Here is a 23,132-nt window from a genome sequence, read left to right on the forward strand (position 1 = left end):
CCCTCTCCTTATTGCTGTACCACTGCAATGGCTTCAATTTCAATCATCCAGTCCGGCAGGGCCAGGGCCTCTACTCCTACCAGGGTGCTGGCCGGCATCTTCAATTCCCCCATGAGCTCCTTACGCACCCTGCGGAAAACTTCCAAAGTTTCAGGCGTATAAGCAACAATATAGGTGTTCATTTTAACAACATCGTTCATGGTTGCCCCGGCCGCTTCAAGGCTGGCCTCCAGGTTTGAGAGGGCGGAACGCATCTGGGCTTCAAAAGTATCTCCGTCACCTACCTGTCCTGAAATGTATACCGTTTTCACCCTATTGTGTTCGGTTGTAACGGCTTCCGAATATCCATCATGGGTGTTAATATGACTCACCTGAAGGACTGCGCCATCACCTGAATTGCCGTTTTGCATATCGCGGCAACCAAAAGATACGAGCATAACAAATAGACTAGTTGCTATAAATGTAATTTTCTGATGAACAGTTTGGTTTAAATTCATAATAATCTCCTTTATTTAGTTTGGTTTCCATTGTATACAGATCCAGAGGTATCCTGAAAAAAAAATGTCCTGAAGGTTCGTTTCCAAATCGGGAATCTGTGACCATTCAGGGGATTGTTTTTAATATTTTGTATGAATTAAAAACAACATTTGTAAGGTATTTAAGTCAAATAATAATTCTTATAAGGATCTGATTATCAGATTGTTTAGTGGTAAAAAAGGTACAATTAAAAATTGAATGCAGCCTATCTCACACTCTTAAAATTGTACACGGTATTGCGCATCTTGGTTATCCTTTACCTCTGTAACTTTTCAAGCCGCATGCCTATCCCTTTTTTTTGGTACATTTAAAGCAACTAATTCGAAGACTACAGATCATGAAAAATGCTTGCCTTAAAATGGGCCTGCTACTGCTGGCCCTTTGCCTGTTGCCACATTCCAATCAGGCACAAAGACGAAAAAATTCTACAGCTACAGAATCCTTCCCGGAATCCTTGTATTCATCCATGGAATACCGCCTTGTGGGTCCTTTCCGCGGGGGGCGTTCGGCAGCTGTAACAGGGGTGCCGGGAAAACCCAATCTCTTTTATTTTGGTGCCACAGGAGGCGGTGTCTGGAAAACAACCAATGGCGGGCGCAGCTGGGAAAATATTTCCGATGGATTCTTCGGCGGTAGTATAGGTGCTGTTGAGGTATCCCAGAGCGATCCGAATGTAATATACGCCGGAGGGGGTGAGAAAACCGTTCGCGGAAATGTATCCAGTGGTTACGGGGTTTGGAAGACTGAAGATGCCGGAAAAACCTGGACCCAGGCAGGCCTTGCCAAGAGCAGGCATATTCCACGCCTTAAGGTGCATCCAAAAAATTCGGATATTGTTTTCGCAGCTGTCCTGGGTAATATTTATAAGCCCACTGCAGAAAGGGGAATCTACAAAAGTACTGACGGTGGAAAAACCTGGAATCAGGTCCTCTTTGTAAATGAGCAGGCAGGAGCTGTGGACCTTACCTTTGACCCCAACAATCCGCGTATTTTATACGCCAGTACCTGGAGGGTTCAGCGAACTCCTTACAGCCTGAGTAGTGGCGGACCGGGTTCTGCTTTATGGAAGTCTACCGATAGCGGGGAGACCTGGACTGAAATTTCCAAAAACGAAGGTTTTCCGGAGGGGACTCTGGGGATTATCGGTGTTACCGTATCGCCGGTGAATTCGCAGCGGGTCTGGGCCATAGTAGAAAACAAAGACAAAGGCGGGCTTTACAGGTCAGAAGACGGAGGCAAAAAATGGAGTCAGGTTAACAGCGAGCGGAAACTTCGGCAACGCGCCTGGTATTACACTCGGGTCTATGCAGATACGCAGGACGAAGATGTGGTCTATGTAATGAATGTCCGTTATCATAAATCTACGGACGGAGGAAAAACCTTTAATACCTTCAATGCCCCCCACGGAGACCATCACGATCTCTGGATAGCTCCCGAAGATCCCAATCGGATGATTATCGGAGATGACGGCGGGGCCCAGGTAAGCTATGATGGCGGAACTACCTGGAGCACCTATTACAACCAGCCTACTGCACAGTTCTACAGGGTGACTACAGACAATTCCTTCCCTTATCGTATCTATGCGGCCCAACAGGACAATTCCACTATCCGTATCAAACACCGCTCAGACGGACGGGCCATAGATGAGGATGACTGGGAAGAAACGGCCGGGGGAGAATCTGCCCACATTGCCGTAGACCCCAATAATAATGATATTGTTTACGGCGGCAGCTATGGCGGTTTCCTCACCCGGGTAAACCACGAGGCCAATACGGTACGGGGAATCAATGTCTGGCCGGACAACCCTATGGGTTATGGTGCGGAAGGGATGAAATATCGTTTTCAATGGAACTTCCCCATCATTTTCAGCAAGCACGATCCCAAAAAACTGTACACCTTTTCGAACCATGTTCATATGAGCACCAATGAAGGGCAAAGCTGGGAGCTGTTAAGTGGGGACCTTACCCGCAACGACCCTGACAAACTCGTGTCCAGCGGAGGGCCTATCACCCAGGACAATACCGGGGTCGAATACTACTGTACCATTTTTGCAGCCAACGAAAGCCCTTTAAAAGAAGGCTTGCTGTGGGTAGGGAGTGATGACGGCCTGATCCACGTATCGCGAAACGGCGGGGAAAGCTGGGAAAATGTGACTCCCCCCAACCTCCCGGAATGGAGTATGGTAAACAGTATTGAGCCCTCGGCTTTTGATGAGGGTACCTGCTACGTGGCAGCCACCCGCTATAAACTGGGAGATTTTCAGCCTTATTTATATAAAACCACCGATTATGGCAAAAGCTGGAAAAAAATCACTACCGGCATAGACAGTGAACATTTCACCAGGGTCCTTAGGGAAGACCCCAAAAGAAAAGGTCTGCTTTATGCAGGGACTGAAACCGGGATGTATATCTCCTTTGACGACGGAGTATCCTGGAAGCCTTTCCAGCTAAACCTTCCAGTTGTCCCCATTACGGATTTGGCCGTTAAGGACAACAACCTGGTTGTAGCTACGCAGGGGCGAAGCCTTTGGATTCTGGATGACCTGACCGTATTACATCAATTAGACGAGTCAGACCGTTCGGCAGCGGCTATCCTTTATAAACCCAAAGATTCCTACCGAACTAAAGGCAGGGCTTCCAGTACGCCTTCATTAACTGCTGGTCAAAATCATCCGGCCGGGGTTGTGACCCACTACTACCTTAAGGAGCATGCTGAAAAGGACAGCGTTGCGCTTACCTATACCACTATGGCCGGGGACACCCTTGCAAAATTCAGCACCTATTCCAAAGAAAAATCCGAAAAACTGGAAGCTGTGAAAGGCGGCAATACACATGTATGGGATACCCGAGGGGAGGGAGCTGAACGCCTGCAAGGCATGATCCTTTGGGCAGCTAATCTGGACGGGGCCAAGGCCGTTCCCGGAACATATATGGTGCATCTGAATGTTAACGGCGAGTCGCAAAGCGAATCCTTTACCATCCTTCCGGACCCCCGAGCCGAAGCCAGTGTGTCGGATATGCAGGCACAGTATGACTTTATTACAGACATCAATAAAACGGTAGACCGGGCCCACCAGTCCATCAAGAAAATTAGGAAGGTGACCGAACAACTGGATGCCTTTATGAAACAGTACAAAGGAAATGAAGCCACCGCTGACTTGGTTGAAAAGGCCAAAAAGATGAAGGAAGGCTTCGGGGAAATCGAAAAGGCACTTTATCAAACTCAGAACCAAAGTAATCAGGACCCCCTGAATTTCCCGATCCGCCTGACAAACAAACTGGCCCATCTGAACAGCCTTACTGGTTTTGATGATTTCCGGCCCACAGACCAGGCCATTGCCGTAAAAAATGAACTTACAGCTAAAATCAATACACAGCTGCAGGCATTTGACCAGTTGGTGGATGACGAGATCTCGGCCTTTAACAAGTCATTTAATGAATTGAGCCTGAATTATCTCTTTATCGAAGAATGATCCGGGAGTACTCAAAAGAAAACCCCAGCCTTTTGGCCGGGGTTTTTTGCTTTAATAGTACTTGTAATTACAGGGTTTTTATATGGAAGCTTAAGAGTTCATGAGCTCTTCAATGGCTTCCGCTTCAATAGGTATGTTTTTCATCAGGTTCTTGGGCTCCCCTTTAGGCTGTATCACTACGTCATCTTCCAGGCGAATCCCGAACCCCTCTTCAGGGATATAAATCCCGGGCTCAACGGTAAATACCATATTGGCTGTCATCGGGGTCTTAAGGGCGCCGTAATCATGGGTGTCCAAACCGATGTGGTGACTGGTCCCGTGCATAAAATACTTTTTATAGGCCGGCCATTCCGGGTTTTCGTTGGCTATATCTGCCTTATCCAGCAGGCCCAGGCTCTGCAATTCGGCTGTCATTATTTTCCCAACCTCCTTATGGTACTCAGCCCAAAGGGTGCCCGGCACCAGCATTTTTGTAGCCTCGTCTTTTACGCGCAAAACAGCATTGTAAACCTGCTTCTGCCTTTTACTGAAACTCCCGCTCACAGGGATAGTACGTGTCATATCACTTGAATAATTTGCATATTCCGCTCCTACATCCATCAGGATCAGGTCTCCGGCTTTACACTGCTGGTTGTTTTCCACATAATGGAGGACATTGGCATTATTCCCGCTGGCGATTATAGGGGTATAGGCAAATCCTCTGGACCGGTTCCGGATAAATTCATGGAGGTATTCCGCCTCAATTTCATACTCCCAGACCCCTGGTTTTACAAAGTCCAGTACCCTCCTGAATCCCTTTTCGGTAATCCCGCAGGCCGTTTGCATCAATTCCAGTTCTTCAGGCTCCTTAACTCCGCGGATCTCCTGTAAAATTGGATTGCTTTTGGCCACTGCATGTGCTGGGAATTTTTCCTTTGAAGCCTTTATAAAACGCGCCTCGCGAGTCTCTGTTTCCACTGCCTGCCGGTAGTGCTCATTGGTGTTGTAATAAATAGTTTCCGCTTCCGTCATAAGGTCAAAGAAAACCTTATCGAACTCGGATAACCAGTAAACCGTTTTTATCCCGGATACGGCAAATGCGCGTTCTTTGGTCAGTTTTTCGCCTTCCCATACCGCAATATGCGCATTGGTTTCACGCACAAAAAGAACCTCCCTGTGTTTCGGGTTGAGGGCGTCCGGGAAAAGCAATAAAATCGATTCTTCCTGATCCACGCCGCTGAGGTAAAATAGGTCCGGTGCCTGATGAAAGGGCATAGTACTGTCTGCCCCAATGGGATAGATATCATTCGAATTAAAAACCGCCAGGCTCCCGGGTTTCATCTGAGCCATAAATTTCTGGCGATTCTTTACAAATAACTTAAAGTTGATTGGATGGTATTTCATAAAGTAAACCTTTTCTCAAAGGTACATAACCGAATCCTGATGCTAAAAAAAAAGGGGGCTGCAAAAGCCCCCTTAAATTAGGTTGGTTAGTTTAATTGATTCAAGTTCGTCCGGATTGCTCAATTACGGTAAAGTCATCGATCTATTCAGGTATTGCATCCTTCTTCTGACAATCCATTGGATTTCTACTAAGACTTATCAAATCCGCAATAAATTAACAAAATTTTAAGTTCCTGTGCAATAGTTTTGTTACTTTTCTCCCTTCAACGAAGCTAATCCATAAAACACCATCTATGAAATGGAATTCTACCCTCCTGATGATTTTCACAACGGCATCCTTGCTGGCTCAAACCCCGCCAACGGAAGCTTCCAAAGTGCAGGCGGCGCTCGAGGCCAAGGCTAAAATGGCTGAAACCTCTAAGGTAAAAAACCTCTCACTGGTCAATATAGGTCCAAGTATAATGAGTGGCCGGGTAGTAGACCTGGCGGTAAATCCCGATAAACCCACAGAGTTCTTCGTTGCTTATGCTTCGGGTGGCCTGTGGTACACAAACAATAATGGCATCCGCTTCAGCCCGGTAATGGACCAGACCCCAACACAAAATCTGGGAGCCGTTGCTGTACACTGGCCGTCAGGAACGGTCTGGGCAGGTACCGGGGAGAACAATTCCTCCCGATCATCCTACGCGGGAATTGGCCTTTTAAAATCAAACGATATGGGAAAGACCTGGAGCTATAGTGGCCTGCCGGATTCTCATCATATCGGAAGGATTTCGATACATCCCCAGCAGCCGGATGAAGTAGTGGTGGCTGTAGCGGGGCACTTGTATTCAGATAATCCTGAGCGTGGCCTTTACAAAACGACGGATGGAGGGCAAAGCTGGAAACGGGTATTATATATAGACGAGGGTACCGGGGCTATAGACCTGGTACGGGCTCCCGACAATCCTGACGTTTTGTACGCGTCAACCTGGGAGCGGGAACGCAAGGCCTGGAATTTTACAGAGGCTGGCCCGGGCTCGGGAATATATAAGTCTGAAGACGGGGGTAACAACTGGAGCCTTGTCAGCGGGCCCGGTTCAGGGTTTCCGTCAGGGGATGGTACTGGCAGAATAGGGCTGACTGCCTTTGACCAGCAAACCATTTATGCTGTTTTGGACAACCAGAACCGCAGAGCTGCAGAGGATACTGACAATGACCAGACCGGGTTGGATAAAGATGCCTTTAAGAAAATGAGTGTTTCAGTCTTTCTGGGCCTTGACGATTCAAAATTGAATGATTTTCTGCAGGAGAACGGATTTCCCAGAAAATACCGGGCAGAAAATGTTAAGGATATGGTGCGCAAGGGTTCGGTAAAACCAGAAGACCTGGCGCTGTATCTGGAAGATGCCAATTCCCTTTTGTTTGATACCCCTGTAATAGGAGCTGAGGTGTATCTCTCAGAAGATGGCGGGAAAAGCTGGAAAAAGACCCATGAGGGTTATATAGATGGCTTGTATTACAGTTATGGTTATTATTTCGGGCAGATTTCCGTTGCCCCCTACGATAAAAATCAAATTTATATCTCCGGGGTACCCCTGCTGCGTTCCGATGATGGGGGCAAAAACTTTCATTCCATCGATGGGGAAAATGTGCATTCAGACCATCATATTGTATGGGTTGACCCTAACCTCGCCGGCCACCTGATCAATGGGAATGACGGAGGTGTTAATATTTCCTATGATTACGGGGCCAGCTGGATTAAAAACAACAACCCGCAGGTAGGACAATTTTACGCCATTCAGGTAGACCAGCGACAGCCTTACCGGGTTTACGGTGGCTTGCAGGACAACGGGGTCTGGATGGGAGCCCACAATGCTTCGGAATCCGACCGCTGGCAGCAAAGCGGGGAATATCCCTGGAAGTCCATAATGGGCGGAGACGGGATGCAGGTTCAGGTAGATAAGCGAAACGCCAATGTTGTCTATACCGGGTATCAGTTTGGAAATTACTTCCGCCTGGATTTGGAAAACGAAGAAAGAAGCAGGATACAACCCCAGCATGAACTGGGGGAAGCCCCTTACCGCTTTAACTGGCAAAGTCCCATTTTACTCTCCCCCCATAATCAGGATATCCTGTACTTTGGGAGCAATAAACTGCACCGGTCCATGAACCAGGGTTCAGACTGGACCACCCTGTCGCCGGATCTTACCACCGGTGGAAAGAAAGGAGATGTTTCCTACGGCACCCTCGCTACTATTTCAGAATCGCCTTTGCAATTTGGTTTGTTATATACCGGAAGTGACGACGGCCTGGTTCACGTAAGCAAGGACGCCGGTGCATCCTGGAAACGCATCTCAGACAATTTTCCTCAATCGCTCTGGGTAAGCCGCGTAGCTGCTTCAAAACACAGCAAGGGAAGGGTTTACGTAGCTTTGAATGGCTACCGCTGGGATGACTTCACCCCCTACATTTTCCTCAGCGAAGATTTTGGAAACAGCTGGAAATCCATTTCCGAAGGTATCCCGGCATCCCCGGTTAATGTGGTTCTGGAAGATCCTGTAAATGAAAACTTGCTTTTTGCAGGTACGGACAACGGCCTGTATGTGAGCTTTAACAAAGGTGAGAGCTGGGAACTGATGCAAAACGGCATGCCCAACGTAGCTGTTCACGACCTGGTAATTCAGGAAAGGGAAAAACACTTGCTGGTTGGAACCCATGGCCGCAGTATCTTCAGGGCAGACATTGCCGCGCTTCAGAAGTTAACCCCTGAGGCCCTTCAAAAAGAATTATTGGTATTTGAATTGGAAGATATTCGGCATTCCGGTCGCTGGGGCAATAGCTTTTCCCCCTGGAGAGAGCCGTCAACTCCCGGAATAGACGCTGTTTTTTACAGCCGTAATGGCGGAAAAGTTTCGGCCAGCATTCAAACCGCAGATGGAATCACCCTCTCTGAAACAGAGATGCAGGCAGACCCGGGGCTGAATGTGCTGTCGTACGACCTTGCGTTTACGAAAACAGGAAAAAGCGATTACCTCAAGAAGTATAAAGTCCCCCTGAAAGAAGCCTCCAATGGCAAAACGTACCTGCCCAAGGGAAGTTATAAGATGGTAGTAAAACTAGGCAACAACAGTATGGATCAATCATTCAAGGTGAAATAAGCATGGAACTAAACCTGAGCATCCCGGCCCTGTTGTTTCCGGCTATTTCCCTGAGTATGCTCGCCTATAACGCGAGGTACCTAGCCATCGCCGCACTAATCAGGCAGTTGCACAAGGCATATCAGCAACAGGCGAGTCCCACCCTCAGCCAGCAGGTACGCCAGCTCCAGCAACGCCTGGGTATCATCAAACAAATGCAGGCAATTGCCATTCTGAGCTTTTTGTTCAGCGCCATCAGTATGTTTTTAATATACATCGAATGGCGCTTCTGGGCCAATCTGGTATTTGGAATCAGCCTGCTGGCCCTGATGGTTTCTTTGGTGCTGAGTTTTATAGAAGTACAACTCTCCACGCGTTCTCTGGAGGTCCAGCTTTCAGATATGGAGGGCAAGTAAAGCGATAATTTTCCGGGTTAAGGAGTCATTTCCCCGAAATCTGCTTAAAACGATTCTAAATGAAGGCGAGAATGCGGCTTTACGTTTGTTATTCAGTTGCCTGTGAAGTATTTTTGTAACTGCTTTAAAAAAACCAACTCCCTATGAGCGGAATCGCTAAAACATCTATTGCCCGGAAGGTTATCATGGCCCTGTCCGGACTATTTTTGGTACTCTTTCTCGCCCTGCACGTAACGATCAATCTGAGTTCCGTGATCAGCCCGGAAACTTTTAATACCTGGTCGCATTTTATGGGGTACAACCCGGTGGTTCAATTCCTGATGCAGCCCATCCTTATTGCAGGGGTAATTGTGCATTTTGTGATGGGTATTGTGCTGGAATACCAGAACAACAAGGCAAGGAACATCAAGTATGTAAAATATAAAGGAGGGGCGAATGCTCCATGGGTTTCGAGGAATATGATCGTTACCGGTTTAGTTGTGCTCGCTTTTCTGGGGCTTCATTTTTACGATTTCTGGGTTCATGAAATGGCCTATAAATATGTTGAGGCAAACCCGGAAGACCCAACCCGCTATTACGCTGAAACCGTTGAGAAGTTTGCGCCTTTCTGGAGGACAGCAATTTATGTGGTTTCTTTTGTACTGCTTTCACTTCACCTTTGGCACGGCTTTGCATCCTCCTTCCAGAGCATGGGGATTAACAACAAATACAGCCCGGCGATACGAAACTTTACGCGCCTGTACGCGATCGTAGTTCCATTATTATTCGTCTTTATCGCCTTGTATCATCACCTTAACCCAATAACGCATTAATTATGGCAATTTTGGATTCAAAAGTTCCTTCCGGCCCGCTGGCTGAGAAATGGACTAAACATAAGAACGATATTAACCTGGTTAACCCGGCCAACAAACGAAACATTGATGTCATTGTGGTGGGTACAGGCCTGGCAGGCGGTGCCGCTGCTGCTACCCTGGCGGAGCTGGGATACAATGTAAAGACCTTTTGTTACCAGGATTCCCCCAGGCGTGCGCATAGTATTGCTGCCCAGGGCGGGATCAATGCCGCAAAGAATTACCAGGGTGACGGTGACAGCCCGTACCGGCTTTTTTACGATACCATTAAAGGTGGGGACTACCGTTCCAGGGAAGCCAATGTTTACAGGCTTGCAGAAGAATCTGTAAATATTATTGACCAGTGTGTAGCCCAGGGGGTTCCCTTTGCCCGTGAATACGGAGGCCTGCTGGACAACCGCTCTTTTGGAGGGGTTCTGGTTTCCCGTACTTTCTACGCTAAAGGACAGACAGGGCAACAACTGCTTTTAGGAGCATATGCTGCAATGAACCGGCAAATCAACCGCGGTAAAATAAAGGCCTATAACCGGCATGAAATGCTGGATCTGGTCCTGATAGACGGCAAGGCCCGAGGCATTATTGCCAGGGACCTTGTTAGCGGGCAGATTGAAAGGCACTCTGCGCATGCTGTGGTTTTGGCATCCGGAGGCTATGGGAATGTTTTCTATCTTTCTACCAATGCCATGGGAAGCAACGTAACGGCTGCCTGGAGGGCACACCGTCGCGGGGCATTTTTTGCGAATCCCTGTTATACTCAAATACACCCTACCTGTATCCCGGTTTCCGGAGACCACCAGTCAAAACTTACGTTGATGTCTGAGTCTCTAAGAAATGACGGCCGTATATGGGTCCCTAAAAAACTGGAAGATGCGCAAGCCATACGGGAGGGCAAATTGAAACCCACTGAGCTCGCAGAAGAAAACCGGGATTACTACCTGGAACGCAGGTACCCTGCTTTTGGAAACCTGGTTCCGCGAGATGTGGCCTCACGTGCCGCAAAAGAGCGTTGCGATGCCGGGTTTGGCGTCAATAAGACAGGTGAAGCTGTTTATCTGGATTTCTCATCAGCCATTCAGCGATACGGAAAGGAAAAAGCGCTTACCTCAGGGATAAAAGACCCGGATGCGGAAACCATTACCCAATTGGGTGAAGAGGTCATTGCTGCCAAATACGGAAACCTTTTCCAGATGTACGAGAAGATCGTAGATCAAAACCCTTATAAGACCCCCATGATGATCTATCCCGCAGTACACTATACAATGGGTGGGTTATGGGTCGATTACAACCTGCAAACGACCATTCCGGGCTGTTACAGCGCCGGGGAGGCGAATTTCAGTGATCACGGAGCCAACAGGCTTGGCGCCTCTGCCCTGATGCAAGGCCTGGCCGATGGCTATTTTGTGCTGCCCTATACGATAGGTGATTATCTGTCTGACGACATCAGAACGGGCCCAATCTCCACGGAAAGTGAGGCCTTCGATAAAGCGGAAGCAGATGTTCGAGAGCGTCTGCAGCGACTCATGTCTGCGAAAGGGAAACATCCCGTGGATTACTACCATAAAAAACTGGGTAAGATCATGTGGAATAAATGCGGGATGTCCCGTAACGAGAAAGAACTCAAAGAAGCCATAAAAGAGATTGCTGAATTGCGCAATGACTTTTATGAAAATGTACGTGTCCCAGGGAATATGGAAGAGCCTAACCAGGAACTGGAAAAGGCAGGAAGAGTGGCAGATTTCCTTGAATTGGGAGAGCTTTTTGCCAAAGATGCCTTGCATAGGAACGAATCCTGCGGGGGGCACTTCAGGGAGGAATATCAAACGCCTGAGGGGGAAGCCCTGAGAGACGATAAGAATTTCCGTTATGTGGCCGCCTGGGAATACAAAGGCGAGCCCAAGGATGCCAAACTTCACATGGAAGAGCTGGTATTTGAAAATGTAGAATTAAAAACTAGAAGTTATAAATAGGACAGGAACTTCAAAAAGGCCTTAAAGGTCTTTTTGAAACGTGCTAAAATAAATGCTATGAAATTACTCTTAAAAATTTGGAGACAGAAAGATACCCAATCCAAAGGGAAACTGGTGGAGTATCCTATCAGCGGAATTGAAGGGGATATGTCCTTCCTGGAAATGCTGGATGTGCTCAACCAGGAGCTGATCGAAAAAGGAGAGGAACCGGTCGTATTTGATCACGACTGCCGGGAGGGGATTTGCGGAAGCTGCTCCCTACAGATCAACGGTGAGCCGCATGGCCCGGATCGGATGGTTACCACCTGCCAGTTGCACATGAGGAGGTTCAAGGATGGGGACACCATTGTAATCGAACCTTTCCGCGCTACTGCTTTTCCTGTGATCAAGGATTTAATGATAGACCGCTCTGCATTTGACCGCATTCAGCAGGCAGGAGGTTATATTTCTGTAAATACTTCCGGCCATACTGTAGATGCCAATGCCATCCCGATCGAAAAGGACCATGCAGACGACGCCTTTGCAGCAGCCGCCTGTATCGGGTGCGGTGCCTGTGTAGCGGCCTGCAAAAACGCAAGTGCGATGCTCTTTACCTCTGCCAAAGTTTCTCAGTTCGCTCTTTTGCCACAGGGGAGAGTTGAAGCAACGGATCGCGTACAGAATATGGTTCGTCAGATGGACCTGGAAGGATTTGGGAATTGCACGAATACCGGAGCTTGTGAGGTGGAGTGCCCGAAAGGTATTTCCCTTGAAAACATTGCCCGCATGAACCGGGAATACCTGATGGCTACAACCAAAGGGTAAGAATACAGCTTACAAGGTAAAAACCCGGAAGCGCTCGCTTCCGGGTTTTTTTATGTTCTTTTTAATCGTAACATGTTGTTTTTAAGTGTTTTAACTTGTTTTTCTGGTTTTATTTTGTTATATTATAGATAGTCAAATTAATAACCCTAAAATAAATACGAATGAAGAAGATAGCAGTATTAGCTACAAATGGATTTGAAGAAAGTGAATTAAAATCGCCAAAAGAAGCGATGGAAAAAGAAGGGTTTCAAGTAGAGATTGTTAGTTCGCAAAAAGGTGAAATAAAAGGGTGGTCTGACGGAAACTGGTCTAATTCCTATTCCGTAGACAAAACCCTCATGGAAGTAAATGCGAAGGATTACGATGCCTTAGTGCTACCCGGAGGGGTTATCAACCCAGATCAACTGCGGGTCAATGAGGACGCCCTGCTCTTTGTAAGGGACTTTTTCTCTATGAAAAAACCAGTAGCGGCCATTTGCCACGGGCCACAAATCCTGATTAGTGCAGGAGTGGTCAAAGGCCGCAAGCTTACCTCCTATAAATCCATTAAGGATGACCTGATAAATGCAGGCGCCAATTGGATAGACAAGGAAGTTGTGGTAGACGAAGGCTTTGTAACCAGCAGGAATCCGAAAGACCTGCCTGCCTTTAATAAAAAACTCATCGAGGAAATCCGTGAAGGCAAACACAGTGCCCAACACGCGTAACCCTATTTGAGAAAAATGAACCCGGCCAGAGGCCGGGTTTTTTTATGGCATACCACCCAATATCATTACATTTATGCCTGTATGAAACTCAGTCCAAAATCTAAATTACCCAATCTCGAAACATCCATCTTCACAGTCATGAGTCAGATGGCCGTGAAGGAAAAGGCCATTAACCTTTCCCAGGGGTTTCCGGATTTCGGGGCAGACCCTGAATTACTCGATCTGTACAGAGAAGCTATTGCGGATGGATACAACCAATACGCCCCAATGGGCGGTATTTTCTCCCTAAGGGAAGCTATATCCGAAAAAACCGCAGCCCTGTACGGGGCAGTATACCATCCGGAAAAAGAAATAACGGTTACCGCCGGCGCTACCCAGGCAATCTATACAGCAATTGCGTCGGTTGTCTATCCTGGAGACGAAGTGATCGTATTTAAACCAGCCTACGATTGCTACGAACCTTCGGTCGTTGCCCAGGGGGGAATCCCTGTTGTGCTACAACTTAAAGGACCGGATTTCAGAATTGACTGGGATGCCCTCAGGCATGCCATAAACCCAAAAACAAGGATGATCATGCTTAACAGCCCGCACAATCCCAGCGGCACGCTGTTAAAGGCCAAGGACCTCTTACGGCTTCAGGAGATACTCAGGGATACCGATATTCTAGTCCTGAGCGACGAAGTATACGAGCACCTGGTGTTTGATCATAATACTCATGAAAGTGTTTGTAAATACCAAGATCTGAAGGAGCGTTCCTTTATTTGTGCCTCTTTTGGAAAGACCTTTCATGTAACCGGCTGGAAAATGGGGTATTGCCTGGCACCTGAAGTACTCATGCGGGAGTTCCGGAAACTACACGAATTTGTGGTATTTGCAGTAAACCATCCGGCCCAAAGGGCGATTGCCAGCTATCTGAAGAATCCTGCCCACTACCAGTCCTTAGGGAGCTTCTTCCAGAGAAAACGCGACCTGTTTCTACACGGAATAAAAGGTTCACGATTCCGGTTTACCCCTTCCGAAGGGACTTATTTTCAATTGCTGGATTATTCTGAAATATCAAAAAGCCCTGACCTGGAATACGCAAAAACCCTGACTGTAAATCACGGGGTGGCCAGTATCCCCATTTCCGTCTTCAACGTTAACCGGGCAGACCACCACCAGTTGCGCTTCTGCTTTGCCAAAACGGATGAAACCCTTAAACGGGCCACCGAAATCCTTGCTGCCCTTTAGGGTATGGCCCGGTAGACCTTAGCCACAAATTCACCCACTTGGGAGGGTTCCAGCCATCGCAGTACGATTACAAGTTCTTCCTTTTGGTCCACGATAATAAAATTGCCCCCAAAGCCCGCCGCATAAAAAACATGTTCCGGGACTCCTTCCCACTGTCGTGGCCCTTTTCGGTTCAGCCACCACATATAGCCGTAATTTGGATTCGGTGCAGAAGGATTCATAGCTTCCTGAATCCATCCCTCTGAAATGACAGATTGCCCCTTCCATTTGCCGCCTCCCATAAAAAGCAACCCAAAACGGGCCATATCTTCAGCACTTATAAAAATTCCGCCTCCGGAATGGCCGCCACCTGTAACCGACTGCATTTTCAGTCCATCTATTACCGTCCAGGCATGGTCATATCCAAACCACCTCCAGGATGAGGAGGCTCCAATAGGGTCCATCAGTTCCTCTTTCAGGACCTGTGGCAGCGGTTTTCTCCAAACATGCGTTAGCGAATAGGCAAGTACATTGACGCGAACATCATTGTACTCCATCACCGTACCGGGTTCCCGCAGTTCCCTGTTCTTCCACTGATCTATTCCCCCCTCTGCTGGCGGGCGGTCTGCCCAGTCATGCAATCCCCACAGGGATCCCGACCAGTCTGAATTCTGCTGTAATAGATGGGCCCAGCTTATTTGCTTATTGTGCTCCCCTTCAAAAGTGCCGTCCCAGATATGATCTGCCACCTTATCATCCATGGAGGGTATAAGGCCCTTTTGCTTTGCCAGGCCCGCTACTGTAGACAGGAAGCTCTTGGTAACACTGAAGGTCATATCAACCCTCCTGGTATCTCCCCAGGATGCCAGCAGGTATCCATTCTTTAGAATCATTCCGGCAGGTCCGCCCCTTTTCTTTACAGGCCCCAAAAGCTCGTGGTAGGGTTCCCTTGCAAAGCCTTTGAGGATGGCTCGCCGTAAATCCCGATCTCCTGAGTATTCATTAGCCAGGGCGAATTTAACGGCATCCTGCAGGCTGCTGTTGGATAACCCAAATGATTCAGCGGAACGCTCTTCCCACTGCTGCCCGCGATCAGGATAAAATGTGGTTTCCTGCCCCTGAAGCAAAATGAGATTCAGGCTGAGAAAAACAACTAGCATTACATTTCTTTTCATCTTACAAAAATTAGTGTTCTGTATTATTCGAATTCCCGCTTACCTCCATTTTCATCATCCAGTCCATCTGCCGATCAGTACCGATATAATAGGGGTGTTTGTCAAATGTAGTGAATCCGTATTCCTTATAAAATCGGATGGCCCTCTGGTTATGCTCCCACACCCCCAACCAAACGTATTTTTTGCCTTTCTCCAGCCCCAGATACAGTATTTGATTCAGCATACTCCTGCCGTAACCCTTCCCCTGATATCCTTTGAAAATGTAGATCCGCTCCAGTTCCAGGGCAGCGGGGTCCTGAGGTTCGCTTTGAGCGGATCCTTCATTGATTTTGCAATAGCCCACCCGCTCATTCCCCGCAAAAGCCCAGTAAAATGTTGTTTCAGGATTTAGAAGCTCCTCTTTCAGCTGATCTGTATTGAAGGCTTTCTGAAGATATAATTTAAAATCGTCAGGGTTATTCTGCTTTTCAAAGGCATCCCTGAACGTTTTGATAGATACCTCCCGGAGTTGGGCAAGGTCGGCTATGGTACATCTTTGCAGGCGAATGAGGATCACCTTTTAAATGTAACTAAAAGACATAAAAAAAGCCCCTTGAAGGGGCTCTTTTTCTGCCTTAACTAAACACTTAAAGCATAAACAATTTTTTTGCCAACAGCAGCATCCCGCTTAAAAAATCGTTGCGGTAGATGTTTACTTCATCTTTTTGTGGCATCTGATTGATTTGGGCTTCCATAGTTACTTTTAGGTTTGTGAGTCTTGCTTTGGGGAAAAAGGCTCAAATACAGGTTAAACTTAAAACTTAGGAACGGAATATCCGATAATTTGTTGTAAACGCCCGTTAAATTGTTGTGAAAATTAAATACGGCAATAGTTAAAGTAAAAGGCTGTGCAAATAAGTGGATTTAAAGTGCCATCTCAGGAACCTTTTCAGGTACTATTAGCCTGCCTTCTGTGGCCTCCCGGATTGTTTCCACCGAAACCCCAGGTGCTCTTTCAAGCAAGAGGAAACCATCGCCGGTTACTTCCAAAACAGCCAGGTTAGTGACTATCTTTTTTACGCAACGAACTCCTGTTAACGGAAGGCTGCATTTTTTAAGTAGTTTGGACTGTCCTGCCTTATTGGTATGCATCATGGCCACAATAATATTTTCCGCAGAGGCTACCAAATCCATTGCGCCACCCATTCCCTTAACCATTTTCCCGGGAATTTTCCAATTGGCGATGTCTCCGTTATCGGCTACCTCCATGGCTCCGAGTATCGTAAGGTCTACATGTTGCCCGCGGATCATGGCAAAGCTGAGGGAAGAATCAAAAAAGGAGGCGCCAGGCAGGGTCGTAATAGTCTGTTTTCCGGCATTGATAATATCTGCATCTTCCTCTCCTTCCCAGGGAAAAGGCCCCATCCCGAGAACACCGTTTTCACTCTGAAATTCAACCTGTATATCATCCCTTACAAAATTGGCTACCAGAGTAGGAATACCAATTCCCAGGTTTACATAATAACCATCCTTTACTTCCTTTGCAATCCGCTTTGCGATGCCGTTCTTGTCTAGCATAACTATCTTTTTCGTACGGTCCGTTGTTCAATCCTTTTCTCGTAATGCGCTCCCTGAAAAATACGCTGAACAAAGATTCCGGGGATGTGAATCTGATTCGGGTCCAGACTACCCACCGGAAGCAGTTCCTCCACCTCTGCCACTGTTACTTTGGCGGCTCCGCACATACAGGGGTTAAAATTACGAGCCGTCCCTTTAAAAATAAGGTTCCCCGCTTCATCTCCCTTCCATGCCTTTACAAAAGCAAAATCCGCTTCATAGGCCTTTTCCATCACGTACATCTTCCCATGGAATTCGCGGGTCTCTTTGCCTTCGGCCACTTCGGTGCCAAAGCCCGCCGGTGTATAAAAGGCAGGGATCCCAGCCTGGGCAGCCCGGCACTTTTCCGCCAGGGTCCCTTGTGGGGTCAGCTCCACTTCCAGTTCTCCGCTGAGCATCTGCCGTTCAAACTCGTCATTCTCCCCAACATAGGAAGAAATCATTTTCTTTATCTGCTTCTTTTGCAAAAGCAGGCCCAGCCCAAAATCATCCACCCCGGCATTATTGCTGATACAGGTGATATCCTTGATCCCAAGGCTGACCAGCTCCGAAATGGCATTTTCCGGGATTCCGCACAGGCCAAACCCTCCAAGCATAAAAGTCATCCCGTCGGAAACCCCTTTAAGGGCCTCTTTAACAGTGTTTACTTTCTTTAATATCATCTTGTTCTCAAATAATACAGGAGCTAAAGCCGCTGTAGTCCGTTAAAAATCCAGATCATCCAGATCGTCTTCCAATTCTTTATTCTCCTCAGCCTCCTCCTCACTTATATCACAATCAATGCGGATGGACATTTCTTCAGGCTTCACAAAATCTTCTTTGGAAATATTCAGATCGCTGTTCGCGTAGTTTTCTTTCATATAGAGGGCCCATATAGGCAGGGCCATGGATGCTCCCTGGCCATAGAGGATGCTCTTAAAATGGGTGGCCCGGTCTTCCCCTCCAACCCAGACCCCTGTAACCAGGTTGGGAACCATCCCCATAAACCAACCGTCACTCTGGTTTTGGGTGGTACCTGTCTTTCCGGCTATGGGGTTTGTAAATTGATACGGATATCCGGTCATGATTTCCTTATACACCCCATTGTCTTTATTCATACTGTGGCGCAAACGGGTACCTGATCCCCCCTCGGTGACTCCTTTCATCAGATCAATCATTGCATAGGCAACTTCCTTGCTCAGTACATCCTTGGTTTCCGGAGTATATTCATAAAGGACGGTCCCATTTTTATCTTCAATACGGGTAACCATTACAGGTTTAACATAAACTCCCTGATTGGCGAAAGCCCCGTAAGCGCCCACCATTTCGTAAACATTGAAATCCGGCGTTCCGAGTGCTATTGAGGGTACTTCCGGAATATCCCGGGTAAGTCCCAGGCTTTTCACAATTGAAACTACCGGTCTGGGCCCAACCTCATCTATCAATTGGGCGGTTACGGTATTGACTGAATTTGCCAGCGCATCTTTCAGGGTATAAGTCCTTCCTGAATATTTCCCATCCGAATTTTTAGGGCACCAGGGTTCCGGATTACCGTGCTTCCCGGCTTCAATACAATATTGTGTGTCGGGGAGTGTATCGCAGGGCGATCGTCTGAGTTGGTCAATGGCCGCAGCGTAAACAAAAGGCTTGAATGTAGACCCTGCCTGCCGTGCCCCCTGTATAACATTGTCGTATTGAAAATGCCTGTAATTCAATCCTCCAACCCAGGCTTTCACATGCCCGGTCTGGGGCTCCATAGACATCATGGCAGCCCTGAGGAAAGTCTTGTAATACCGAATGGAATCCAATGGGGTCAATACGGTATCTTTTTCCTTAGTGGGCGCATTCCAGTCAAAAACGGTCATTTCTGTTGGCACATTGAAGGATTCCCTGATTTCCTTCTCAGATTTCCCCGCGTCTTTCATTCCTCGCCAGCGGGCTGAATTCTTCATAGCCCGTTCCATAATTCCTCTAATCTCCTCCGAGTTGAGGTCTAAAAAGGGGGTAGTCGGGTTTCTCTGTCGCGTGTTCTGTACAAAAAATTCCTTCTGGAGTTTGTTCATATGTGCCTGTACGGCTGCTTCGGCATTTGCCTGCATCCTGGAATCTATGGTTGTGTAAACCTTTAACCCATCCAGGTAGATATTCCAGGTATCCCTTTCGCCTTTCAGAGCCGGCTTGGGGTTTTCGGCAATCCACTCTTTCAGCCAGCGTTGCAGGTACATTCGAAAGTAGGCTGCAGGCCCCTGACTATGGCTTTCCGGATTGTAATTAATGTCCATTTTGGATGCGATCAGGGAATCCCTAACGTCCTCGGTTATATAATCGTATTTCGCCATCTGGGCCAGCACCGTATTGCGACGGTCCCTGGTCATTTCCTCCCGTCTGAGCGGGTTAAAAAGGGATGAATTCTTCAACATCCCTACCAGCATAGCAGATTCCTCTGTCTTCAGTTCCGGTGGTTCTTTCCCAAAGTAGATGCGGGCGGCCGAACGTATCCCGTCTGCATTATTCCCGAAATCATAGATGTTCAGGTACATCGAAATAATTTCTTCTTTGGTATAATTGCGTTCCAGACGGGTGGCAATCACCCATTCCTTGATTTTCTGAGTTACGGCTTCGAAGACGTTACGGCTTCTGACCCCTACGAATAATTGTCTGGCCAATTGCTGGGAAATGGTACTTGCGCCCCCGCGGGTACCTAAAAAGAATAACGCTCTGAGGAAGCCCCTCGCATCGATACCGGAGTGTTCGTAGAATCGGGCGTCTTCTGTAGCCACCAAAGCGTTCACCAGGTTTTCTGGCAAGTCCTTATACGCAATTGGGGTGCGGTTGTCATCCAGGTAATATTTTCCAAGGGTCTTGCCATCACTGGAAATAATTTCCGTAGCCAGATTGGTCTGTGGGTTTTCCAAACGTTCAAAAGTGGGCATTTCACCAAAAGCCCCCCAGGATGCCAGGAGAAATATCAGGACCACTGCCAGAATCCCGCTTGCGAAAAGTATCCAGAACCATTTTATAAAAGGCCAGAAACCTTTAGTGTTCTTCTTTTGCGTTTTTTTGGACATATCCGAGTTATTCTATCTTTTCTATCTGAAGACCTACATCTACAATACCGGGAAGGGATTGAATCCCTTCTACCTGCCCGTTTTTGCGCATCGCATGAGACAGGTTTACGGTATATACGCCAGATGTGGGAAAAACGACGTCTTCCTTATACCATAATTTATTTTCCCGTACACTTCCATAGCCGGAACCCAGCCACTGGCCGGAAGCATCTGCCATTTCGTATTCAAGGGTGTCCCTCTGGGTTTTTCCATCGGGGAATTCCATTTCAGCAATTATAAAAAGGTTGCTGTACGGATAGTTATTGTCGTTCCTCAAATTGATAAACAACCGATGTGCACGCGTTGTATCCGGGTCTGAAAAACTAAATTCAAAAACTTCGTCCCGGTCCCATGAAGTATCCGAGGTACTTTGAAAAGAAGCGTAGTACAACTGGTCTTTACATCCCGAAAAAACAAACAGGAAAACCATTGCAATCAGAACTCTATGCATTTTTACTATTTCTTTTTTTTCGGTTCCTTCCTTTTTTTCGTTTCCCTCTGTGTTTTCCTTTGGGCTGGTCAAATCGTGTCAGGCTATCCTGCCCCACTGCATTTTCAAAAGTAACTTTTTCTTCCCTTGTGTGTTCCTGGGCATATTCCTCCAGGCTGGTTACCTTAGCTTTCTTTTTATTGAGCTCCAGAATTTCCTGTACCTGGTCCCTGGAAAGAGTATGCCAGGTTCCGGGATCATCCTTGTAGGAAAACCATAGAATCCCTTTAAAAATATCTGTTTTCTGACAAAAGGCAACCCCCTTTTCCGTAAAAAGTTTGCTGTCTGCAGGCGGGAAGTCCTTCAGGGCATCCATGTAAGTATCCAGTTCATAATTCAGGCAGCATTTAAGCTTGCCGCATTGTCCTGCAAGTTTCTGAGGGTTCAGGGATAATTGCTGGTAGCGGGCCGCAGCCGTGCTTACTGACCTGAAGTCTGATAGCCAGGTAGAACAACAGAGTTCCCTGCCACAGGAACCGATTCCCCCCAGGCGCTGTGCTTCTTGCCGATAGCCGATCTGTCGCATTTCAATGCGAATACCAAAGGCCTTGGCCATGTCCTTAATAAGCTGCCTGAAATCGACCCGGTCCTCTGCGGTATAGTAAAAAGTAGCCTTGGACCCGTCACCCTGAAATTCCACATCTGAAATTTTCATTTCCAGCCTGAGGATAATAGCCATTTCCCGGGACCTTTTTTTAATTTCCTCTTCTTTGCCCCGGCATTTTTGCCATTTATCGATGTCCTTTTGAGTAGCCTTTCGATAGATTTTGGGAAGTTCGGAATCCGGACTTACATTTTTCTTCCTCATCTGGACTTTAACCAGCTCCCCGGTGAGGGTTACGATCCCGACATCGTGTCCGGATTTTGCCTGAGTGGCAACCACATCTCCTATGGAAAGGGTTAGATCCTCTGTATTCCTGAAAAATTCTTTTCTGCTGTTTTTAAAGCGAACTTCCACCCCATCGAATGCCTCCTGCCCGCCGGGCAAAGACATGTTGGAAAGCCAGTCAAACACAGTAAGTTTATTACAGCCATCCGTACCGCAGGTACCATTGTTCCTACATCCGCGCGGCTGTCCTCCCGAACCGGTTGAACAACTGCTACACCCCATATATTATATCTTGATTTGGCTCCCTCAAACACTGTGGGGGCCAAAAAAGGTTCATAATTAATTTTCAATCGTAAAGATAGGATAAATATTGAAGGCAGGCGAAACCTCCGAATCATAAAGACGTCTAAAAAAAGCTGAAGGAATCAGATTGTGCTAACTTGAAAAAGCTTCCGGACTTTTTTTGAATTTCAGAACCTCAGACCGGCCTTTCTTAAAAATCTTATTGCTTACCTCTTTGCCCTTGCGCAGCTTTTTCTGTTCTTCATAGGGCAGGGCGTGGATTTCCTTGCAGTTATCCGAGCAGCAATTGTCCATTTCACGGGCACATTCCTCACACTGTATAAAAAGCAGGTGACAGGCCTCGTTTGCACAGTTTACGTGGGTGTCACAGGGTTTCCCGCATTGGTGGCAACTGGCAATGACCTCATCGGAGATACGCTCTCCCCTGCGATGGTCAAAAACAAAGTTTTTCCCCCTGAATTTATTTTCAAGCTTCTTTTCCCTAACCTGCCGGGTATATTCGATAATCCCCCCCTCCAGCTGGTAAACCTGTTTAAAGCCTTTGTGTTTGTAGTAGGCGCTGGCCTTCTCGCAGCGGATCCCACCGGTACAATACATAACCAGTTTTTTATCTTCCTTGTGATCCCTTAATTGCTCCTCTATCAGGTCAAGAGAATCCCTGAAGGTATCTACGTCCGGAGTGATTGCATTCTGAAAATGGCCAATTTCACTTTCGTAGTGGTTTCGCATATCCACTACTATGGCATTTGGATCTTCTATCAATTCATTGAACCTAAGGGCATCGACGTGTACCCCTTTCTTAGTCACGTCAAAAGAGCCGTCATCCAGGCCATCCGCGACAATTTTATGACGCACCTTAACCTTTAATTTCAGGAAGGACTTGTTGTCCTGTTCAATGGCAATGTTCAGTCTTACTCCCTTCAGAAAGGAAATGCTGTCCAGGTGGCGCTTAAAGGCTTTAAAGTTATCCGCGGGCACCGATAATTGGGCATTCACCCCTTCTTTTGCGACATATATCCTCCCGAGCACTTCCAGCTCGTCCCAATGAATAAACAAGTGATTGCGGAAAATTTGTGGATTCCCGATATGGGCGTACTTATAGAAAGAGATGGTCAGCCGATCCTTACCGGCCTGGTCGATAAGCGCTTCTCTTTCCTTTGCACTTAACGTATTGTACAGTTGCATGCT

18 protein-coding genes are annotated in these 23,132 nt (G+C 47.3%); 8 read left to right on the forward strand and 10 right to left on the reverse strand.

What is annotated here, in order from left to right; translation table 11 throughout:
- Positions 1–8 precede the first annotated feature (8 nt).
- Positions 9–437 (reverse strand): RidA family protein, encoded by a 429-nt coding sequence (locus ACT6NV_RS05630; RefSeq protein WP_445386280.1) that lies wholly within the window; start codon positions 435–437, stop codon positions 9–11.
- 437 nt (positions 438–874) lie between these two features.
- Between ACT6NV_RS05630 and ACT6NV_RS05635 the strand changes: the two genes are divergently transcribed.
- Complete coding sequence (locus tag ACT6NV_RS05635; RefSeq protein WP_445386281.1) at positions 875–4,009, forward strand: WD40/YVTN/BNR-like repeat-containing protein; 3,135 nt, start codon at positions 875–877, stop codon at positions 4,007–4,009.
- A 90-nt stretch (positions 4,010–4,099) separates the two neighbouring features.
- Here ACT6NV_RS05635 and ACT6NV_RS05640 read toward each other — a convergent pair whose 3' ends face one another.
- Entirely contained in the window at positions 4,100–5,392 is a 1,293-nt protein-coding gene (locus ACT6NV_RS05640; RefSeq protein WP_445386282.1) for an aminopeptidase P family protein, read from the reverse strand.
- Between the two features lie 293 nt (positions 5,393–5,685).
- Here ACT6NV_RS05640 and ACT6NV_RS05645 point away from each other — a divergent pair, with 293 nt between their 5' ends.
- From ACT6NV_RS05645 to ACT6NV_RS05675, 7 genes are all read left to right on the forward strand, one after another.
- Positions 5,686–8,532: a VPS10 domain-containing protein gene (locus tag ACT6NV_RS05645; protein WP_445386283.1), complete on the forward strand. Its 2,847-nt coding sequence runs from the start codon at positions 5,686–5,688 to the stop codon at positions 8,530–8,532.
- Positions 8,533–8,534: 2 nt separating this feature from the next.
- Positions 8,535–8,927, forward strand: a complete 393-nt coding sequence (locus tag ACT6NV_RS05650; protein ID WP_445383490.1) for a DUF2721 domain-containing protein — start codon at positions 8,535–8,537, stop codon at positions 8,925–8,927.
- A gap of 143 nt (positions 8,928–9,070) precedes the next feature.
- On the forward strand, positions 9,071–9,739 hold the full coding sequence (locus tag ACT6NV_RS05655; RefSeq protein WP_445386284.1) for a succinate dehydrogenase cytochrome b subunit: 669 nt from the start codon (positions 9,071–9,073) through the stop codon (positions 9,737–9,739).
- A 2-nt stretch (positions 9,740–9,741) separates the two neighbouring features.
- Entirely contained in the window at positions 9,742–11,745 is a 2,004-nt protein-coding gene (locus ACT6NV_RS05660; protein WP_445386285.1) for a fumarate reductase/succinate dehydrogenase flavoprotein subunit, read from the forward strand.
- 57 nt (positions 11,746–11,802) lie between these two features.
- The gene (locus ACT6NV_RS05665; protein WP_445386286.1) at positions 11,803–12,549 is read left to right on the forward strand and encodes a succinate dehydrogenase/fumarate reductase iron-sulfur subunit; all 747 of its coding nucleotides are present in this window, start codon (positions 11,803–11,805) and stop codon (positions 12,547–12,549) included.
- A 161-nt stretch (positions 12,550–12,710) separates the two neighbouring features.
- Positions 12,711–13,256 carry a type 1 glutamine amidotransferase domain-containing protein gene (locus ACT6NV_RS05670; protein ID WP_445386287.1) on the forward strand — a complete coding sequence of 182 codons (546 nt, stop codon included), beginning with the start codon at positions 12,711–12,713 and terminating at the stop codon, positions 13,254–13,256.
- Between the two features lie 15 nt (positions 13,257–13,271).
- Entirely contained in the window at positions 13,272–14,486 is a 1,215-nt protein-coding gene (locus tag ACT6NV_RS05675) for a methionine aminotransferase (protein ID WP_445386288.1), read from the forward strand.
- Here ACT6NV_RS05675 and ACT6NV_RS05680 read toward each other — a convergent pair.
- The 8 genes from ACT6NV_RS05680 to trhO form a co-directional block, all read right to left on the reverse strand.
- Complete coding sequence (locus tag ACT6NV_RS05680; RefSeq protein WP_445386289.1) at positions 14,483–15,640, reverse strand: serine hydrolase domain-containing protein; 1,158 nt, start codon at positions 15,638–15,640, stop codon at positions 14,483–14,485. The genes ACT6NV_RS05675 and ACT6NV_RS05680 overlap by 4 nt on opposite strands.
- Positions 15,641–15,650: 10 nt before the next feature.
- Complete coding sequence (locus ACT6NV_RS05685; protein WP_445386290.1) at positions 15,651–16,196, reverse strand: GNAT family N-acetyltransferase; 546 nt, start codon at positions 16,194–16,196, stop codon at positions 15,651–15,653.
- A 347-nt stretch (positions 16,197–16,543) separates the two neighbouring features.
- Positions 16,544–17,197: a CoA transferase subunit B gene (locus tag ACT6NV_RS05690; RefSeq protein WP_445386291.1), complete on the reverse strand. Its 654-nt coding sequence runs from the start codon at positions 17,195–17,197 to the stop codon at positions 16,544–16,546.
- A 2-nt stretch (positions 17,198–17,199) separates the two neighbouring features.
- Complete coding sequence (locus ACT6NV_RS05695) at positions 17,200–17,898, reverse strand: CoA transferase subunit A (RefSeq protein WP_445386292.1); 699 nt, start codon at positions 17,896–17,898, stop codon at positions 17,200–17,202.
- Between the two features lie 42 nt (positions 17,899–17,940).
- Positions 17,941–20,283, reverse strand: coding sequence for a penicillin-binding protein 1A (locus tag ACT6NV_RS05700; RefSeq protein WP_445386293.1), 2,343 nt, complete (start codon positions 20,281–20,283; stop codon positions 17,941–17,943).
- Between the two features lie 7 nt (positions 20,284–20,290).
- The gene (locus tag ACT6NV_RS05705; protein ID WP_445386294.1) at positions 20,291–20,773 is read right to left on the reverse strand and encodes a gliding motility lipoprotein GldH; all 483 of its coding nucleotides are present in this window, start codon (positions 20,771–20,773) and stop codon (positions 20,291–20,293) included.
- Positions 20,766–21,923: a PSP1 domain-containing protein gene (locus tag ACT6NV_RS05710; protein ID WP_445386295.1), complete on the reverse strand. Its 1,158-nt coding sequence runs from the start codon at positions 21,921–21,923 to the stop codon at positions 20,766–20,768. Before ACT6NV_RS05710 ends, ACT6NV_RS05705 begins: the two co-directional genes overlap by 8 nt.
- A 153-nt stretch (positions 21,924–22,076) precedes the next feature.
- Positions 22,077–23,129, reverse strand: a complete 1,053-nt coding sequence (trhO, locus tag ACT6NV_RS05715; RefSeq protein WP_445386296.1) for an oxygen-dependent tRNA uridine(34) hydroxylase TrhO — start codon at positions 23,127–23,129, stop codon at positions 22,077–22,079.
- Positions 23,130–23,132: the final 3 nt, after the last annotated feature.

Source organism: Robiginitalea insularis (assembly GCF_052497835.1).

Coding starts and splice junctions, on each gene's coding strand:
- ACT6NV_RS05630 (WP_445386280.1), bottom strand. CDS start 437: ATGCTCGTATCTTTTGGTTGCCGCGATATGCAAAACGGCAATTCAGGT.
- ACT6NV_RS05635 (WP_445386281.1), top strand. CDS start 875: ATGAAAAATGCTTGCCTTAAAATGGGCCTGCTACTGCTGGCCCTTTGC.
- ACT6NV_RS05640 (WP_445386282.1), bottom strand. CDS start 5,392: ATGAAATACCATCCAATCAACTTTAAGTTATTTGTAAAGAATCGCCAG.
- ACT6NV_RS05645 (WP_445386283.1), top strand. CDS start 5,686: ATGAAATGGAATTCTACCCTCCTGATGATTTTCACAACGGCATCCTTG.
- ACT6NV_RS05650 (WP_445383490.1), top strand. CDS start 8,535: ATGGAACTAAACCTGAGCATCCCGGCCCTGTTGTTTCCGGCTATTTCC.
- ACT6NV_RS05655 (WP_445386284.1), top strand. CDS start 9,071: ATGAGCGGAATCGCTAAAACATCTATTGCCCGGAAGGTTATCATGGCC.
- ACT6NV_RS05660 (WP_445386285.1), top strand. CDS start 9,742: ATGGCAATTTTGGATTCAAAAGTTCCTTCCGGCCCGCTGGCTGAGAAA.
- ACT6NV_RS05665 (WP_445386286.1), top strand. CDS start 11,803: ATGAAATTACTCTTAAAAATTTGGAGACAGAAAGATACCCAATCCAAA.
- ACT6NV_RS05670 (WP_445386287.1), top strand. CDS start 12,711: ATGAAGAAGATAGCAGTATTAGCTACAAATGGATTTGAAGAAAGTGAA.
- ACT6NV_RS05675 (WP_445386288.1), top strand. CDS start 13,272: ATGAACCCGGCCAGAGGCCGGGTTTTTTTATGGCATACCACCCAATAT.
- ACT6NV_RS05680 (WP_445386289.1), bottom strand. CDS start 15,640: ATGAAAAGAAATGTAATGCTAGTTGTTTTTCTCAGCCTGAATCTCATT.
- ACT6NV_RS05690 (WP_445386291.1), bottom strand. CDS start 17,197: ATGCTAGACAAGAACGGCATCGCAAAGCGGATTGCAAAGGAAGTAAAG.
- ACT6NV_RS05695 (WP_445386292.1), bottom strand. CDS start 17,898: ATGATATTAAAGAAAGTAAACACTGTTAAAGAGGCCCTTAAAGGGGTT.
- ACT6NV_RS05700 (WP_445386293.1), bottom strand. CDS start 20,283: ATGTCCAAAAAAACGCAAAAGAAGAACACTAAAGGTTTCTGGCCTTTT.
- ACT6NV_RS05705 (WP_445386294.1), bottom strand. CDS start 20,773: ATGCATAGAGTTCTGATTGCAATGGTTTTCCTGTTTGTTTTTTCGGGA.
- ACT6NV_RS05710 (WP_445386295.1), bottom strand. CDS start 21,923: ATGGGGTGTAGCAGTTGTTCAACCGGTTCGGGAGGACAGCCGCGCGGA.
- trhO (WP_445386296.1), bottom strand. CDS start 23,129: ATGCAACTGTACAATACGTTAAGTGCAAAGGAAAGAGAAGCGCTTATC.